Raw genomic sequence first — 16,833 nt, 5'->3', positions numbered from 1 at the left:
GCCGGTGCGCGGAAGTCGTGATCAGCGGCCGAGCCTGCCCCTGACCATGCCGATCATGCCGTTCAGCTCCTGGATCCGCATCCGTTTCGCGGCGAGCAGGAAGATCCCGCCCAGCAGAATGGCGCCGACGATCAGCGAGGCCAGCGACCCGGTCACCCCGCCGCCGAGCTTTCCGCTGATGACATACGCCGCGATCCCGGCCACCGCGGCCGCCGGGATGCAGGCGCCGACCAGCCGGGCGTAGGTGCGGACCACCCGGCGGCCGTCCAGATCGCCGCCGAGGCGGGCCCGCAGCCGCTTGACGGCCACCCCGACGCCGACCGCGTAGGCCAGGCCGTAGGAGAAGGCCATGCCGACCACGGCCCAGCGGGCCGGCAGTGCGACGAAGCAGAGGGCGGAGGCCGCCGCGTTGACGGTCGCCACGATCACGGTGTTGTAGAACGGGGTCCTGGTGTCCTCGAAGGCGTAGAAGCCGCGCAGCACCACGTACTGCACGGAGTAGGGGATCAGGCCGGCGCCGAAGGCCATCAGGATGAAGCCGATGTTGCGGGCCGAGCCCTCGTTGGTGCCGGCGTAGAGCAGACCGCACATCGGTACACCGAGGGCGAGGAAGGCGAAGGCGGCGGGCACGATCGCGACCGCCGAGGTGCGCAGGCCGTAGGAGATGTCATCGCGGACCGCGGTGATGTCTCCGTCGGCGGCGGCCCGGGAGATCCGCGGCAGCACCGCGGCCATGACCGAGACGGTGATGATCGCCTGCGGCATCTGCCAGAGCAGCAGCGCGTAGTTGTAGCCGGTGATGCCGGTGCCCTGGTAGCCGCTCTTGTCGGCGTTGGCGCCCGCCCAGGTGGCGAGCTGGGTGACCACGATCAGTCCGGCCTGGTTGGCCAGGACGAAGAGGAAGGTCCACTTGGCCAGCTTGGCCGCCTTGCCGAGGCCGTGTCCGCGCCAGTCGAAGCGGGGCCGGAATTTGAAGCCCGCGTCCCGCAGGTAGGGAAGCATCGCCAGCGACTGCACGACCAGTCCGAGCAGGGTGCCGATACCGAGCAGCCGGACGCCCTCGGGGGTGATCGTGGTGGCGTCCATCCGGGTGGAGCCGTAGGAGCCGTAGACCCAGATGAACATCCCGAAGGTGAAGATCACCACGATGTTGTTCAGGACCGGCGTCCACATCATCGCGCCGAACCTGCCGCGTGCGTTGAGCACCTGGCCCATCACCACGTGGACGCCCATGAAGAAGATGGTGGGCATGCAGTAGCGGGCGAAGGCGATGGCCACGTTGTACGTGTCCGGGTTGTCGGCGATCTTCGCGGACATCAGCTTGACCAGCAGGGGCGCGGCGAGCACGGTGACGGCGACGATGCCGCCGAGCGCCACCATCACCACGGTCAGCAGCCGGTTGGCGTAGGCGCTGCCGCCGTCGTCGTCGTCCTTCATGGCACGGACCAGCTGCGGGACGAACACGGAGTTGAGGCCGCCGCCGATGGTCAGGATGTAGATCATCGTCGGCAGGACGTTGGCGACCTGGTAGGAGTCGCCGAGGGTGGCCACACCGATCGCCGCGGCGATCACCAGGGTGCGGACGAAGCCGGTGACGCGTGACACCAGGGTGCCGGCCGCCATCAGGGCGCTGGACTTCAGGATCCCGCCGGACTTGGCGGCCGTCGCGGGGGCGCCGACGACCGGCACGGTCGCGGTGGTGCCGGCGGCGGCCGCTGCGGGCGTACCGGGCTGCTGGGAGCCCTGCGGCGGCTGGCCGGGCTGCTGGTGGCCCTGGGCCGGGTACGGCTCCTGGTAGGGCGCCTGGGACGGCTGCTGGTACTGCTCCTGGTAGGGCTGCTGGTACGGGTAGCCGTAGCGCGGGTCGGCATACCGCGGGTCGACGTACTGGGAGTCGGCGTAGTGCGGGTCGGCGTACGGCTCGCCGCGGTAGATGTCCTGGCCGTAGCCCGGGTCCTGGAAGACCGGGATCGAGAAGCCGGTCGTCTCGTTGGCCGAGGGCGTGTGCGGATACGCCATCGGGTAGCCCTGCTGCGGATAGCCGCCCTGGTAGCCGCCGGCCTGCTGCGGATAGCCCTGCTGCGGGTAACCGCCCTGCTGCTGGTAACCCTGCTGCGGGGCGTACCCGCCCTGCTGGGGATACGGCTGCTGGTGGTCGCCGGGCTGCTGCTGGGGGTACTCCTGCTGCGGGTGGCCGGCCTGCTGGCCGCCCTGCGGCTGCTGATCGCGGAAGAGGTACTCGAAGGCGTCGTACTCCTGGCCCTGCTGCCCGTGCCCGGCATCGGCCGCGGGTTCGCCCGTGCCCATGTACTGCGTCGCCGCGTTGTCCGGGTAGGACTGCTGCTCGTAGCCGGGCTGCTGCTGCCACTGCGCCTGATCCTGCTGCTGATACGGATCGTAGGCATACGTGTTCTGCAGATAGGGGTCGGCAGGCGCCGGACGCTGCTCGGGCGAGGGAGGCATCTGGCCCGCAGAGTCGCGATCACCGTCATACGGCGCGTTCATCAGTGCCCCACCTTATTGTCAACCGGCTACCCGTCCACCTTCTCACCTGTCGGAGACGGCTCCTGCCTTTCCTGCCCGGTGTCAGCGGCCGGGTCACCCGGGTGCCCGGGGTCCCTGCCGTCCTCCTCGTCGTCGCCGTCCCCGCCGTCGCCGTCCTCTTCGCCGCTGTCGTCGCCGCCCCGCCGCTTGCGCTGGCGGTAGATCCGCACCCCCGCGAGCACCAGCAGCAGCAGTCCGGCCCCGATGATCAGCATCACCAGGTCGGTGACCTTGTTGATGTGCACCTCGAAGGGCACAGCTTCCCCGTAAAGCTTGCCGTTGTCGGTGTGCAGCGAGGCGGCGACCCCGACCGTGCCGTTGGCGTTGGCGGTGGTCTGGAACTTCAGGGTACGGGTGTGGCCGCCCTCGATGGTGACCGGCTGGTCGGCGTTCTGGATCTCCAACCTGATGTTGGTGCCCGAGGTGAGCCTCAGCACCAGGCCCTTCACCGGCTGGCTGAGATTGTTCTTCACCGTGACGGGAATGGTGCCGCTGCGCCCGGACAGGGTCAGTGCGCTCTTGCTGACGATGTAGACCGCTTTGATGAGTTCCGTCAGATAGTCGCCGCCCGCGTCGCGGTAGGACTTGGCCCCTGACGGGTCGCCCCGCCAGCCGGTGGACACCGCGCGCAGCATCGCTTCCCGGAACGGCACGGTGACCCGGTCCGGTCGGGTGAGGATCAGCACGAAGTCGTTCAGGTGGCTCTGGATCCCCTGGATCTGCTCGAAGGCGTCCGTGGGCAGCTCCTGCTTGCGCAGGCTGTTGGGGTAGGCCTTGCTGGACGGGACCTTGCGGTTGGCGTCCGGGTCGGGGTGCGCCTTGGTCGCGTCGTCGAAGAAGACCGGGGAGACCCAGGGCGCGGGGCTGGTGTCGTGGATGGCCTCGGCCATCGCCCGGGCCTGCGCGACGGTGGGCATCCGCTGCGGGGCGACCACGATGTTGCGCTGGCTCTCCGGCGCCTCCATGGTGATCATCAGGGTCTGCGCGATGTAGCTCTGTACATCGAGGTTGACCTTCTGCGGGTCGGTCAGGTCACCGGTGAAGGCGGTGGACAGCGTCGCGTCGCTGACCACCGCGGTCATGCCGCCGCCGATGGGGCGGGCGGCGTTCGGGGTGTAGTTGAGGTCACTGCCCTCGGTGAAGGTGTCGCTGCGGGCGATGATCCGCTTGGCGCCGCCTGTGCGTGCCACGGAGACGATGGACGGGTCGATGGCGCCGTTGACGGGCCAGGCGACGTCGGCGGTCGGTGCGCCGCGGAGGATGGCCTCGGTGGTGGTCAGTCCGAGAGTCGTGCCGGTCTTGAGGTGGCTGACGGCTCCGGGCACCTTCTGCCCGCGGTGCGCGAGCGAGGCGATGTCGGTGTCGCCGAAGGGCAGTGCGATCACCTGGTCGCCGGCCACGGCCAGCTTGAGGTCGTTCAGCCACTGCCTGGCCACGGCGCCACCGGTGCCCGTCGTGGTCTTGGTGACATCACCGCCCGGCCCCGCGACCCGGTAGCCCTTGGTCATGAACTCGACGCTGGCCAGCAGGTCGGGGTCGATGACCCAGGTCACCTGGAGGTTTCTGGCGAGGTCGATCATCTCCCGCAGCCGCCCGCCGGGGCCCAGCTCCGTGGTCAGGTCGTCGTCGAGGAAGATCGGGCTCTGCTGGGAGTCGGTGTCACCGCGCGGTGCGATGTGCGCCCGGTCGGTGAGCGGCCACAGATTGCTGATCCTGGTCTGCTTGGTGCTGCTGGTGGTCGCGTCGCCGTACCAGGGCAGGAAGGTCCGCTTGATGCCGACCACGTGCTCGGTGGGGTCGGTCTTCGTCCGGCCGTCGAGTGCCACACCCACCTGGTAGACGCCGGCGTCGTCCAGGTCGAGTGCGCTGACCGGGACGGTGATGGTGTAGGTGGCGTGCCCGCCGGCCGGGATGTCCTGCACGGCCACCGTGTGGCCGTCGATCTCGTCGCCGTCCTGGGCGTTGCTGTAGCCGTTGCGCGAGGAGGCGTTCTTGATCGCGCTGCGGGTGCTCAGCGCGCCGCCCCAGGGCATCCGGATGCCGATGTGGGCGTCGGTGATGGCGGACTTGCTGTCGTTGTCCAGCCGGCCGGCCAGGGTGACCGAGTCGCCCTTGACCGGGATCCGCGGTGTGAGCGAGTCCACTGTCACCGAGGCGGTACGCGAGCCGCTGCCGGCCGCCGCCTGGGAGGGGGCCGCCTCGGTGGCCTGGAGCAGCCCGGTGAGCAGGGTGGCACCGACCACCAGCGCGACGCCCCGCGCTGCCCGGCGCCTCGCCCACGACGGAGGTTTCCCGGGTGACTGTGCCGCCTCGCCCACGCGTTCGCCCGTCCTCGTCCTAGGTGTAGCTGATCGTCTGTCGCCGGTCGTCCATCGGATGTGCGTGCTGGCATGTTAACGATCGGCGCTGTGTCGGAGTGCTGCGGACTGCTCCTTGGTACAAGCCGGGAAACCTGTGCGCGGGCGATGGCCCGGGACCCGTACCCTTTTACGTTGTGCCGAATGCCAACAATGCCGCTCAGACACCGCAGCCCCCGCGAGCCGGGCAGGCCCCTCACCGGGTCGAGCCGGTCGCCGAGGAACTGGGCCACCGTTTCCGTGCCGCCGGATTCGCACTCGCCCTGGTCGGCGGCTCGGTCCGGGACACCCTGCTGGGCCGCCTGGGCAACGATCTGGACTTCACCACCGACGCCCGCCCCGAGCAGGTGCTGAAGATCCTGCGGCCCTGGGCCGACTCGGTGTGGGAGGTCGGCATCGCCTTCGGCACCGTCGGCGGCATGAAGAAGGCCGAGGACAGCCAGGGTACGTCCCGCAGCTTCCAGATCGAGGTGACCACCTACCGCAGCGAGGCCTACGACCGGACCTCGCGCAAGCCGGAGGTGTCCTACGGCGACACCATCGAGGAGGACCTGGTCCGCCGTGACTTCACGGTGAACTCGATGGCGGTGGCGCTGCCGGGGAACGACTTCATCGACCCCTACGGCGGCCGGGAGGACCTCGCGGCCCGGCTGCTGCGTACCCCGGGCTCCCCCGAGTCCTCCTTCTCCGACGACCCGCTGCGGATGCTCCGCGCGGCCCGTTTCGCCGCTCAGCTGGACTTCGAGGTCGCCCCCGAGGTGGTCGCCGCGATGACCGCGATGGCCGACCGGATCGACATCGTCTCGGCGGAAAGGGTGCGGGACGAGCTGAACAAGCTGATCATGTCCGACCACCCGCGCAAGGGTCTGCGGCTGCTGGTCGACACCGGGCTGGCCGATCGGGTGCTTCCCGAGCTGTCGGCGCTGCGGTTGGAGCGTGACGAGCACTTCCGGCACAAGGACGTCTACGACCACACCCTGACGGTGCTCGAGCAGGCCATCGACCTGGAGACCGAGGGGCCGGACCTGGTGCTGCGGCTGGCCGCGCTGCTGCATGACATCGGCAAGCCGAAGACCCGGCGCTTCGAGGCGGACGGCCGGGTGTCCTTCCACCACCACGAGATGGTCGGCGCCAAGCTGACCAAGACCCGGATGATGCAGCTCAAATATCCCAATGAGCTGGTGAAGGACGTCTCCCGGCTGGTCGAGCTGCATCTGCGATTCCACGGCTACGGAAGCGGCGAGTGGACCGACTCGGCGGTGCGCCGCTACGTACGGGACGCCGGCCCCCTGCTGGAGCGGCTGCACAAGCTCACCCGGTCGGACTGCACGACCCGCAACAAGCGGAAGGCGGCGACGCTGTCCCGTACGTACGACGGCCTGGAGCAGCGGATCGCCGAGTTGCAGGAGCAGGAGGAGCTGGACGCGATCCGGCCCGACCTGGACGGCAACCAGATCATGACCGTGCTGGGGATTCCGCCGGGTCCGGTGGTGGGCAAGGCCTACCAATACCTGCTGGAACTGCGGCTGGAGAACGGTCCGCTGGATGAGGAAGCGGCGACCACGGCGCTCCGCGAGTGGTGGGCGGCGCAGTCCGCCGGCTGATGTTCCACGTGGAACATCGGGTTCCACGTGGATTCCGGCGTCACCTCGGCGTGGTGCTCGCGGGTGATGTTCCACGTGGAACATTGCGCTCGCGCAGTATCCCGACCGCGGTGGCGGCGTAGATCAGCGCGAGCACCACGATCAGTCCGACCGAGCGCCCGTCAGTGGGCAGCACCAAGGCCGCGACGGCTGCGGCACCCACGAACGCCACGTTGAACAGGACGTCGTAGAGCGAGAAGACCCGGCCGCGGTAGGCGTCGTCCACCTGCGCCTGGACGACCGTGTCGGTGGCGATCTTGGCACCCTGGGTGGTGATCCCCAGCGCGAAGGCGGCCAGCATCATCGGGGCGACGGCGAAGGACAGTGCCAGTGGCGGCAGCAGCAGTGCCGAAGCAGCCGAGCAGACGGTGATCCAGCCCGAGGTGCCGACGCGGGCGGTGGCCCACGGGGTGATGAGTGCGGCCACGAAGAAGCCGGCCGCTGACAGGCCCACTGCCACACCGAGCAGCCCCAGACCCGCGTCGGTGTCGGAGGGGTCGGACCACGCGTAGCGGCACAGCATCAGCAGCGTCACGGTGAGGGCGCCGAAGCAGAAGCGCATCGCGGTCATGGCGGTCATCGCGCGGGCGGCCGCCGGGCGCCGCCGCAGATGCCGCAGCCCGGCGTGCAGTCCCCGTGCGGTGCCGGCGAGCGCGGCAAGGAACTGCGGGCGGACCCGGTCAGGGTCGGGGCCCAGCAGATCGCGGCCCAGGGTCAGTGCGGACAGTCCCGCGCACAGATAGAGCAGAGCACCGAGCACCACGGTCGCGGCGTTGGCCACGTCCCCTTCGGCGACGAAGAGATGGACGACGAAGGCGACGCCACCGCCCACGGTCGCAGCCAGGGTGCCCGCTGTCGGCGACAGCGCGTTGGCGGTCACCAGCCGGTCCTTGTCGACCACGCGCGGCAGCGCGGCGGACAGCCCGGCCAGCACGAAGCGGTTGACCGCGGTCACCGAGAGGGCGGACAGATAGAACAGAGTGTCCGGCACGTGCAGCAGGATCAGCCCTGCGGTGCCGCAGGAGAGCACGGCGCGCAGCAGGTTGCAGTACAGCAGCACCTGACGCCGCCGCCAGCGGTCGAGCAGCACACCGGTGAAAGGGCCGAGCAGCGAGTAGGGCAGCAGCAGGACGGCCATCGCCGAGGCGACCGCTCCCGGGGAGGCCTGCTTCTCCGGTGAGAAGACCACGTAGGTGGCCAGCGCGACCTGGAAGACACCGTCGGAGAGTTGCGACAGCAGGCGTACGCCCAGCAGCCGCCGGAAGTCCGGCAGCCGCAGCAGGGCGCGAAGATCGCGCAGAAGGCCCATGCGCACAGCCTCACACGCCACGGAAGGCCCCGGGCATGCGACCCGGGGCCTTCTCGGTGATCGGTGTATCAGGACGTGGGGCGCGTCAGGCTCTCAGGCCTCTCGGCCTTCGCGCCATCGGGCTCCTGACGCCCGCACAGCCGTCGGCTGCTCAGCGCTCGACCTCGCCGCGGATGAACTTCTCCACGTTCTCGCGGGCCTCGTCGTCGAAGTACTGCACCGGCGGGGACTTCATGAAGTAGGAGGACGCCGACAGGATCGGGCCGCCGATGCCGCGGTCCTTGGCGATCTTCGCGGCACGCACCGCGTCGATGATGACGCCGGCGGAGTTCGGGGAGTCCCAGACCTCCAGCTTGTACTCCAGGTTCAGCGGGACGTCGCCGAAGGCGCGGCCCTCGAGGCGGACATAGGCCCACTTGCGGTCGTCGAGCCACTGCACGTAGTCGGACGGGCCGATGTGGACATTCTTGGCGCCCAGGTCGCGGTCCGGGATCTGCGAGGTGACGGCCTGCGTCTTGGAGATCTTCTTGGACTCCAGGCGCTCGCGCTCCAGCATGTTCTTGAAGTCCATGTTGCCGCCGACGTTCAGCTGCATGGTGCGCTCGAGGACGACGCCGCGGTCCTCGAAGAGCTTGGCCATCACGCGGTGCGTGATGGTGGCGCCCACCTGGGACTTGATGTCGTCACCGACGATCGGGACACCGGCCTCGGTGAACTTGTCCGCCCACTCCTTGGTGCCGGCGATGAAGACCGGGAGGGCGTTGACGAAGGCGACCTTGGCGTCGATGGCGCACTGCGCGTAGAACTTCGCCGCGGCCTCGGAACCGACGGGCAGGTAGCAGACCAGCACGTCGACCTTGCGGTCCTTGAGCACCTGGACGATGTCGACCGGGGTCTCGTCGGACTCCTCGATGGTCTCCCGGTAGTACTTGCCGAGGCCGTCGAGGGTGTGGCCGCGCTGGACCGTCACGCCGGTCTGCGGCACGTCGCAGATCTTGATGGTGTTGTTCTCGCTGGCGCCGATGGCGTCCGCGAGGTCGAGGCCGACCTTCTTCGCGTCGACGTCGAAGGCGGCGACGAACTCGACGTCACGCACGTGGTAGTCGCCGAACTGGACGTGCATCAGACCGGGCACCCGGGAGGCCGGGTCTGCGTCCTTGTAGTACTCGACACCCTGAACCAGCGACGTGGCGCAGTTGCCCACACCGACGATGGCTACGCGAACCGAACCCATACCCGTTGCTCCCTGTGTAATCGTCACGCGGTTCCCCGGGCTTCGGGTCGGCCGCCGTTCTCTTGGTTGGTGTTGTCGTTGTCGTCCCGCTCGTCGGCCGGCCGCTCAGTGCGTCCGGCCCGCTCGGTCTCGATCAGCTCGTTGAGCCAGCGGACCTCGCGCTCCACCGATTCCATGCCGTGCCGCTGGAGCTCGAGCGTGTAGTCGTCGAGCCGTTCGCGGGTGCGAACCAGTGAGGCGCGCATCTTCTCCAGGCGCTCTTCGAGGCGGCTGCGCCGCCCTTCGAGGACCCGCATCCTGACGTCCTTGGACGTCTGGCCGAAGAAGGCGAATCGAGCGGCGAAGTGCTCGTCCTCCCAGGCGTCGGGACCCGAGTGAGCCAGCAGTTCCTCGAAGTGCTCCTTGCCCGCGGCGGTCAGCCGGTAGACGATCTTCGCCCGGCGGCCGGCGAGGGGCGCGGCGGGCGGACCGCTGTCCACCGCCGGTTCCTCGATCAGCCACCCCAGGGTGACCAGCGTCTTCAGGCAGGGATACAGGCTCCCGTAACTGAAGGCGCGGAACACCCCGAGCGAGGTGTTGAGCCGCTTGCGCAGCTCGTACCCATGCATCGGTGACTCGCGCAGCAGACCGAGAACCGCGAATTCGAGGATTCCGGAGCGCTTGCTCAATCCCTCGTCCCCTCGTTCACGCTTCTTCCGATCCGATGTATCGAGTCGATACATCGAGACGATAGAACGGCGCGACACATCACGCAAGGCGGCAGGTGGTGACCGGCGTCACATCCCCAAACCTGTGAGTCGCCAACTGTCCGATATGTGGGGAACGTTCGCATCATGTGTCTTTTGACCGTGCGTACTCTGTTCGCCATGCAGAGCACCGGGAACCCCGCGCCGTCGGCGCGCGTCTTGATCCTTGGTGCAGTGCGGCCTGACACAGCCGCGTGCAGGGGGACCAACCGGATTGTCACCGATGCCTTCAGGCGATCCCGCCTGTCGAGGAGTAGCTGTTCATGAGCGAGCACCGTCGCAAGCCGCCGCAGTCGCCTGACGGCGGCCGTGCTGCCGCCCGGCGCGGGGGACAGCCGCCGACGCCCCCGCCGTCCGCCGGCCGCCGCGCCGCGGGCGGCCCCCCTGCCGGCGCACGTAGCGGACGCGAAACACCCACCGGTTCCCCGAGCGGTGCGCACAGCGGTCCGTCCGCGTCGCCCACGGGTTCCGGCGACGGCGAGCCGTACCAGGGCAGAGCCGCGGCACGCCGCGCCGCCCAGGGACGCGGCGGCGGTGGTCGGCGCAGAGGCGCGGGCGGTGGTCCCGGCGGGCCGGGCGGGCCGGGAGGACCCGGCACCGGCGGCCCCGCGGGCCGCGGTGGACGCGGCCCCGGGCGGCGCCCGACCAAGAAGCGCTTCATCGACTACCCGCGCTTCGGCAAGGACGGCTGGCGCCGCTGGATGCCCTCGTGGCGCCAGGTCACCGCGATCGCCGTGGGCTTCGTCGGCACTCTGGTCGGCATCGTCGGCATCGCCTACGCGATGGTGGACATCCCGAAGGAGAACCAGGACGCCCTGGCGCAGAACAACGTCTACTACTGGGCCGACGGCACCCGCATGGTCACCGCGGGCGGCAGCGTCAACCGGCAGAACATCCCGTACGAGAAGATCCCCAAGGCGATGCGCTACGCGGTGATCTCGGCGGAGAACAAGACCTTCGAGACCGACTCGGGCGTCGACCCGATGGGCATCGCCCGTGCGCTGTTCAACATGGCCAAGGGCGGCGAGACCCAGGGCGGCTCGACGATCACCCAGCAGTACGTGAAGAACACCATGCTCGACCAGTCGCAGACCATCAGCCGCAAGTTCAAAGAGCTGTTCATCTCCATAAAGGTCGGCGAGAAGGTCAGCAAGAACGACATCATCAAGGGCTACCTGAACACCTCCTACTTCGGCCGGGGTGCCTGGGGCCTGCAGGCGGCGGCGCAGACGTACTACGGCGTCGACGCCGAGAAGCTGGACCCCAGCCAGTGCGCGGTCCTGGCCGCGCTGCTCAAGGGTCCGACGTACTACGACCCCAACGGCAACCCGGGCATCGACTCGTCGGCGACCGCCGCGGCGAACACCGCTCGGGTCACGCAGCGCTGGGGGTCGATCCTCGACAACGAGGTCAGATTCGGTCACATGTCCGCGACCGACCGGGCCAAGTACACGAAATTCCCGATGCCGCAGGGTCTCAAGCCACAGGCCCAGCTCAACGGCCAGATCGGCTACCTGGTCGACACGGTGAACAACTACGTCACCACGCACTCCAAACCGAAGATCTCCCAGGAAGACCTCGATCGCGGCGGATACCAGATCTACACCACGTTCGACAAGAACAAGGTCAACGAGCTCAAGACCTCCGTCGAGACCGTACGCGCCAAGAACATCAAGCCGGGTGCCGGGCACAAGTACACCGGCGGCAATCCCGACTTCGCGGGCGACGCCGACACGAATGTGCAGATCGGCGCGGCGTCCGTGGTGCCGGGCGACGGCAAGATCGTCGCGATCTACGGCGGCGCGGGCTTCGAGAACAAGGAATTCAACAACAACGCCAACACCGCCGGTGTCCCCGTCGGCTCCACCTTCAAGCCGTTCGTCATGGCGGCGGCCATGCAGTACGGCACGAACTTCAGCGACGGCAAGCCCATAACGCCGGACAGCAAGTACAACGGCAACGACCTGATCCCCATCAAGGACCACGAGGGCAAGCAGGTCTACGACAAGGACAACAACGAGTTCAAGCAGAAGAACGAGACCGGCACCAAATGGGGCTACATCACCTTGAACAAGGCGATGGAGCAGTCGATCAACAGCCCCTTCGTGCAGCTCGGTGAGGATGTCGGTCTGCCGCATGTGCGGGACACCGCCGTGTCGGCAGGGCTCCTCAAGGACACCATGGCGGACATGGTGCCCTCCTTCTCCATCGGTACCTCGACGCCCAGCGCGATCCGGATGGCCGATGCCTACGGCACCTTCGCCAAATCCGGCACCGCGGTGGAGCCGTACTCGGTGACCAAGGTGCTGCACAACGGTGACGACGAGACCGCCTTCCAGAAGCCGGAGCGCAAGACGACCCAGGCCATGAAGTCCGAGGTCGCCAACAACATCACGAAGATGCTCCAGAACGTGGTGAAGAACGGCACCGGCTTCGAGGCCAAGAAGCTGGGCCGCGCGGCGGCGGGCAAGACCGGCACCACCGACACCGACGGCGGCACCCGGTCCGCGTGGTTCGTCGGCTACACCCAGCAGCTGTCGACCTCGGTGGTCCTCTTCCGCCAGGACAGCAGTGGCAAGAAGCTGCTGCCCATGGCCGGCACCGGTGGCGCCACGTCCACCCACGGTGGTGACATCCCTGCCACCATCTGGACCGACTACATGAAGGCCGCGCTCGGCAACCAGCCCGACCCGGGCTTCCCGAGCGCCACCAAGCTCGGCAGCGGCCCCGCGCCGAACGAGTCCGGTGCCCCGTCGCCGACCCCGTCGATGACGCAGCCGCCGACGACCACGCCGCCTCCGCCGCCGACCACACCGCCCACCCATACACCGCCCACCAACACCACGCCGCCTCCGCCGCCGACCAACACCAGTCCGCCGCCCACGACCCCGCAGTGCGGGCTGTTCAATCCCAACTGCCACCAGTCCGATCCGCCGACCACCCCGGCGAGCCCGACGACCAGCCCGCCGGGCCGGAACAACGGGGGAGCCAACGGAGGAAGATCGAACGGCGACGGATGAGCCGTTGAGGACCCCGTGGCGGTCGGCAGTGACATGACGACCGCCACGGGGTCTGCTGCACCCACAGCCCGGTACGGCAGGATGTCCGCATGACGAGCGTGCGCGATCGCGAAGAGGACGGCCGGCAGGAGCTTCCGGTGCGTCCCACCGACGAGGATTCACTGGCCGCGTCGGCGAGCGAACTCATCGGCGGCCCGGCAGGCAGACACGCCGAGGCCGGCGGCCACCAGTGGTGGAACGCGCTGCGGGTGATGGTGCTGATCGTCATCGGGATGTTCGCGCTCGGCATGGTGCAGAAGGTGCCCTGCTACGACAGCGGCTGGTTCCAGGGCGGCGACCCTCAGTACATCCACGCCTGCTACTCGGACATCCCGCACCTCTACCACGACCGCGGTTTCGCCGCCGACGTGGTGCCGTACTTCGACAGCATCCCCGGGTCGATCTCCGGCAGCGGCTTCCAGCACCTGGAGTACCCGGTCCTCACCGGGCTCTTCATGGAGGTCGCCTCCTGGCTGACCCCGCACGGCGGCACCCTGCAGCACCGGTCCCAGATCTACTGGATCGTGAACTCCGGCATGCTGCTGCTCTGCGCGGTCGCGCTGGTCGTGCTGGTGTCCCGCATCAACCGGCGGCGGCCCTGGGACGGGCTGTTCATCGCCCTGTCCCCGGCGCTGGCGCTGTCCGCGACGATCAACTGGGACCTCTTCGCGGTTGCCCTGGCCTCCGCCGGCCTGCTGCTGTGGTCCCGCAGCCGCCCGCTGGCCGCCGGTGTGCTCATCGGCCTGGCCACCGCCGCCAAGCTCTACCCCGTCCTGCTGCTGCTCGCGCTGTTCCTGCTCTGCCTACGGGCGGGCAGGATGCGGGCCTTCGCCGCGACGGCCGGCGGGGCGGTCGGGGCCTGGCTGGTGGTCAACCTGCCGGTCTTCCTGCTGGCAAGGTCCGGCTGGTCGGAGTTCTACGACTACAGCCGCACCCGGGGCGTCGACTACGGCTCGGTGTGGCTGATCATCATGCAGCGCACCAACAACCCGCTCACCGGCGTCAGCGCCTACGTCGCCGCGCTGCTGATCCTGCTGTGCGCGGGCATCGCCGCCCTGACCTTCTACGCGCCCCGCCGGCCGCGGCTCGGCCAGATCGCCTTCCTGGTCGTGGCCGCCCTCATCGTCAGCAACAAGGTCTACTCGCCGCAGTACGTCCTGTGGCTGCTGCCGCTCGCCGTGCTCGCCCGGCCGCGCTGGCGCGACCTGCTGATCTGGCAGGGCGCCGAGGTGCTGTACTTCCTCGCGATCTGGATGCAGCTGGCCTATGTGAGCGGCGGCACCAAGCACCACGGCCTGTCCTCCGACGGCTACCACTTGGCGGTCGCGCTGCACCTGCTGGGCGTGCTGTACCTGTGCGGCATGGTCATCCGCGACATCCTGCGGCCGGAGCACGACGTCCTGCGGCAGCACGGGGAGGACGACCCGGTGGGCGGGGTGCTCGACGGGGCCGAGGACGCCTTCGTCCTGGGCCTCTACCCCGAGCACGACCACCCGGGCGGCCCGTACCCGGCGCAGCACGCCGCCGTCGGCTCCGCGGCGGGGTCCGACGGCATGCCCGGCACCCTCACCCTCGACGAGGGGAAGCCCGGCCACGACACCCGGGACGAGGCCTGACGGGGTCTGACGAGGCCTGACGGCTCAGCCGCCGGGTCTCGGCGTCACGAGGCCTGGCGGTCCACGATCCGGTCGAACTGGGTGGTGGTGTGCCGGAGATGCGCGATCAGCTCGTCACCGACAGCGGGCGGTGCCACATCGCCCGGCAGGAAGAGGATCGAGACCTGCATGTGCGGCGGCTCGGCGAACCACCGCTGCTTGCCGGCCCACACGAAGGGCGACAGGTTGCGGTTGACGGTGGCCAGGCCCGCCCTTGCGACCCCCTTGGCCCGCGGCATCAGGCCGTGCAGCGCCTTCGGCGCCTCCAGGCCCACGCCGTGCGAGGTGCCGCCGGCCACCACCACCAGGTGGCCGTTGTCGGTGGCCTTCTCCTGCCGGTAGCCGTACCGCTCGCCCTTGGTGATGCGGGTCACGTCCAGCACGGCGCCGCGGTATTCGGTGGCGTCGTGGTCGCCCAGCCACATCCGGGTGCCGATCCTGGCGCGGAACCTGGTCTGCGGGAACTGCTGCTGGAGGGCGGCCTGCTCGGTGGCCTTGAGGTGGCTGACGAACATCGTGTGCAGCGGCAGCCGGGCGGCCCGCAGCCGCTCCATCCAGCCGAAGACCTCCTCCACCGCGTCGCTGCCGTCGGTACGGTCCAGCGGCAGGTGGATCGCGAAGCCCTCGAGCCGGACGTCGTCGATGGCGGTGTGCAGCTTGCCCAGGTCCTCCTCGGCCACGCCGTGCCGCCGCATCGAGCTCATCACCTCGATGACGACCCGGGCGCCGACCAGTCCGCGCACCCCCTCCACCGAGGAGACCGAGCGGATCGCCCGGTCCGGCAGCGGCACCGGCTCCTCACCGAGCCGGTAAGGGGTCAGGACGAGGATGTCGCCGCCGAAGTAGTCCTTGATCCTGGCCGCTTCGTAGGTCGTGCCCACCGCGAGCATGTCGGCCCGCAGCCGGGTCGCCTCGTCGGCCAGCCGCTCGTGGCCGAAGCCGTAGCCGTTCCCCTTGCAGACCGGGACGATGCCGGGGAACTGGTCCGCCACCTGCTGCTGGTGGGCACGCCAGCGTGCGGTGTCGACATACAGGGTGAGCGCCATGGCCTGATCAGGACCTTCCTTGTGAGAGTCGGCCGTCAGCGGCGCGACATGTAGATGTCGAGTGCCTTGTGGAGCAGTTTGTTCAGGGGGAAGTCCCACTCGCCCAAGTATTCGGCAGCCTGCCCTCCGGTGCCCACCTTGAACTGAATCAGTCCGAACAGATGGTCGGTCTCGTCGAGCGAGTCGCTGATGCCGCGCAGATCGTAGACGCTGGCGCCCATCGCGTACGCGTCCCGCAGCATCCGCCACTGCATGGCGTTGGAAGGCCGCACCTCGCGCTTGTGGTTGGCGGAGGCGCCGTACGAATACCAGACGTGCCGGCCGACGGTGAGCATGGTGGCCGCGGCGACCGCCTCGCCCTCGTGCACGGCAAGGTAGAGCCGCATCCGGTTGGCGTCCTCGGCGTTGAGCTTGGTCCACATCCGCTGGAAGTACGACAGCGGGCGGGGGCGGAACTGGTCGCGCAGCGCGGTGATCTCGTACAGCTGCTGCCATGCGGGGAGGTCGTCGTAGCCGCCCTGGATGACCTGGACGCCGGCCTTCTCGGCCTTCTTGATGTTGCGGCGCCACAGCTGGTTGAAGTTCTTCAGGATGTCGTCGAGCGAGCGGTTCTCCAACGGCACCTGGTAGACGTAGCGCGGCTGCACGTCACCGAAGCCGGCGCCGCCGTCCTCGCCCTGCTGCCAGCCCATCCGGCGCAGCCGCTCCGCCACCTCGAACGCGCGGGGCTCGATGAAGTCGGCCTCGACGTCCCGCAGCCGCTTGATGTCGGGGTCGGCGATGCCCGCCTTGATGGTGTTGGCCTCCCAGCGGCGGATTATCACCGGCGGGCCCATCTTCACGGTGAAGGCGCCCTGCTGCTTCAGGTGCCGCAGCATCGGCTGGAGCCACTCGTCCAGGTTGGGCGCGTACCAGTTGATGACCGGGCCCTCGGGCAGGTACGCGAGATACCGCTTGACCTTGGGCAGCTGCCGGTAGAGGACGAGGGCGGCGCCGACCTGCTGGCCGCCCTTGGTCAGCTGGCCGGGCTGCTCGTCGAACCAGCCGAGGCTCTCCGAACGCCACTCGGACTTCACGTCGGCCCATGCCGGGACCTGGCAGTGGCTCGCCGCGGGCAGGCTCTGGATGTAGGCCAGGTGCTGCTCTCGGCTGATGGTCCTGAGGGTCAGGCTCATGCGGGGCGCTCCCCATGCTCACGACTGCGGGCTTATCTGGCCCGAAGCCTACTGTGCAGGGGGAG

Annotated in this window: 10 protein-coding genes; 3 read left to right on the top strand and 7 right to left on the bottom strand. The window is 69.0% G+C overall.

Annotated features, from left to right (window positions below):
- Nucleotides 1-21: 21 nt before the first annotated feature.
- Both murJ and ACGFMP_RS02755 read right to left on the bottom strand, forming a co-directional pair.
- On the bottom strand, nt 22-2,505 hold the full coding sequence (murJ, locus tag ACGFMP_RS02760; protein ID WP_393669819.1) for a murein biosynthesis integral membrane protein MurJ: 2,484 nt from the start codon (nt 2,503-2,505) through the stop codon (nt 22-24).
- 26 nt (nt 2,506-2,531) lie between these two features.
- On the bottom strand, nt 2,532-4,862 hold the full coding sequence (locus ACGFMP_RS02755) for a DUF6049 family protein (RefSeq protein WP_393669818.1): 2,331 nt from the start codon (nt 4,860-4,862) through the stop codon (nt 2,532-2,534).
- Nucleotides 4,863-5,038: 176 nt separating this feature from the next.
- Between ACGFMP_RS02755 and ACGFMP_RS02750 the strand changes: the two genes are divergently transcribed.
- On the top strand, nt 5,039-6,505 hold the full coding sequence (locus tag ACGFMP_RS02750; protein WP_393669817.1) for a CCA tRNA nucleotidyltransferase: 1,467 nt from the start codon (nt 5,039-5,041) through the stop codon (nt 6,503-6,505).
- A gap of 40 nt (nt 6,506-6,545) precedes the next feature.
- On the opposite strand, the gene ACGFMP_RS02745 is transcribed toward ACGFMP_RS02750, so the two are convergent.
- The 3 genes from ACGFMP_RS02745 to ACGFMP_RS02735 all read right to left on the bottom strand — a co-directional run bounded on the left by ACGFMP_RS02745 (nt 6,546) and on the right by ACGFMP_RS02735 (nt 9,755).
- The gene (locus tag ACGFMP_RS02745) at nt 6,546-7,853 is read right to left on the bottom strand and encodes an MFS transporter (RefSeq protein WP_393669816.1); all 1,308 of its coding nucleotides are present in this window, start codon (nt 7,851-7,853) and stop codon (nt 6,546-6,548) included.
- A gap of 151 nt (nt 7,854-8,004) precedes the next feature.
- Complete coding sequence (locus ACGFMP_RS02740) at nt 8,005-9,087, bottom strand: inositol-3-phosphate synthase (protein WP_393669815.1); 1,083 nt, start codon at nt 9,085-9,087, stop codon at nt 8,005-8,007.
- Between the two features lie 23 nt (nt 9,088-9,110).
- Complete coding sequence (locus ACGFMP_RS02735; protein ID WP_393669813.1) at nt 9,111-9,755, bottom strand: helix-turn-helix transcriptional regulator; 645 nt, start codon at nt 9,753-9,755, stop codon at nt 9,111-9,113.
- A 341-nt stretch (nt 9,756-10,096) separates the two neighbouring features.
- On the opposite strand from ACGFMP_RS02735, the gene ACGFMP_RS02730 reads away from it, so the two are divergent.
- Together ACGFMP_RS02730 and ACGFMP_RS02725 are read left to right on the top strand one after the other, a co-directional pair.
- On the top strand, nt 10,097-12,853 hold the full coding sequence (locus tag ACGFMP_RS02730) for a transglycosylase domain-containing protein (protein WP_393669812.1): 2,757 nt from the start codon (nt 10,097-10,099) through the stop codon (nt 12,851-12,853).
- 89 nt (nt 12,854-12,942) lie between these two features.
- Nucleotides 12,943-14,508, top strand: a complete 1,566-nt coding sequence (locus tag ACGFMP_RS02725) for a glycosyltransferase family 87 protein (RefSeq protein ID WP_393669811.1) — start codon at nt 12,943-12,945, stop codon at nt 14,506-14,508.
- A gap of 44 nt (nt 14,509-14,552) precedes the next feature.
- Here ACGFMP_RS02725 and ACGFMP_RS02720 read toward each other — a convergent pair whose 3' ends face one another.
- Together ACGFMP_RS02720 and ACGFMP_RS02715 are read right to left on the bottom strand one after the other, a co-directional pair.
- Nucleotides 14,553-15,593: an alanine racemase gene (locus tag ACGFMP_RS02720; protein WP_393669809.1), complete on the bottom strand. Its 1,041-nt coding sequence runs from the start codon at nt 15,591-15,593 to the stop codon at nt 14,553-14,555.
- A 35-nt stretch (nt 15,594-15,628) separates the two neighbouring features.
- Nucleotides 15,629-16,768, bottom strand: coding sequence for a lipid II:glycine glycyltransferase FemX (locus tag ACGFMP_RS02715; RefSeq protein ID WP_393669808.1), 1,140 nt, complete (start codon nt 16,766-16,768; stop codon nt 15,629-15,631).
- Nucleotides 16,769-16,833 lie beyond the last annotated feature (65 nt).

The sequence above is a fragment of the Streptomyces sp. NPDC049040 genome, from assembly GCF_043197715.1.
Classification (GTDB): Bacteria; Actinomycetota; Actinomycetes; order Streptomycetales; family Streptomycetaceae; genus Actinacidiphila.
The sequence above is the reverse complement of the archived record's forward strand: the minus strand, read 5'-3'. Positions and strand labels throughout refer to the sequence as shown.

Excerpts from the sequence above, each read along its gene's own strand:
- murJ (WP_393669819.1), bottom strand. The coding sequence starts at position 2,505 with ATGAACGCGCCGTATGACGGTGATCGCGACTCTGCGGGCCAGATGCCT.
- ACGFMP_RS02745 (WP_393669816.1), bottom strand. The coding sequence starts at position 7,853 with ATGGGCCTTCTGCGCGATCTTCGCGCCCTGCTGCGGCTGCCGGACTTC.
- ACGFMP_RS02740 (WP_393669815.1), bottom strand. The coding sequence starts at position 9,087 with ATGGGTTCGGTTCGCGTAGCCATCGTCGGTGTGGGCAACTGCGCCACG.
- ACGFMP_RS02730 (WP_393669812.1), top strand. The coding sequence starts at position 10,097 with ATGAGCGAGCACCGTCGCAAGCCGCCGCAGTCGCCTGACGGCGGCCGT.
- ACGFMP_RS02725 (WP_393669811.1), top strand. The coding sequence starts at position 12,943 with ATGACGAGCGTGCGCGATCGCGAAGAGGACGGCCGGCAGGAGCTTCCG.
- ACGFMP_RS02720 (WP_393669809.1), bottom strand. The coding sequence starts at position 15,593 with ATGGCGCTCACCCTGTATGTCGACACCGCACGCTGGCGTGCCCACCAG.
- ACGFMP_RS02715 (WP_393669808.1), bottom strand. The coding sequence starts at position 16,768 with ATGAGCCTGACCCTCAGGACCATCAGCCGAGAGCAGCACCTGGCCTAC.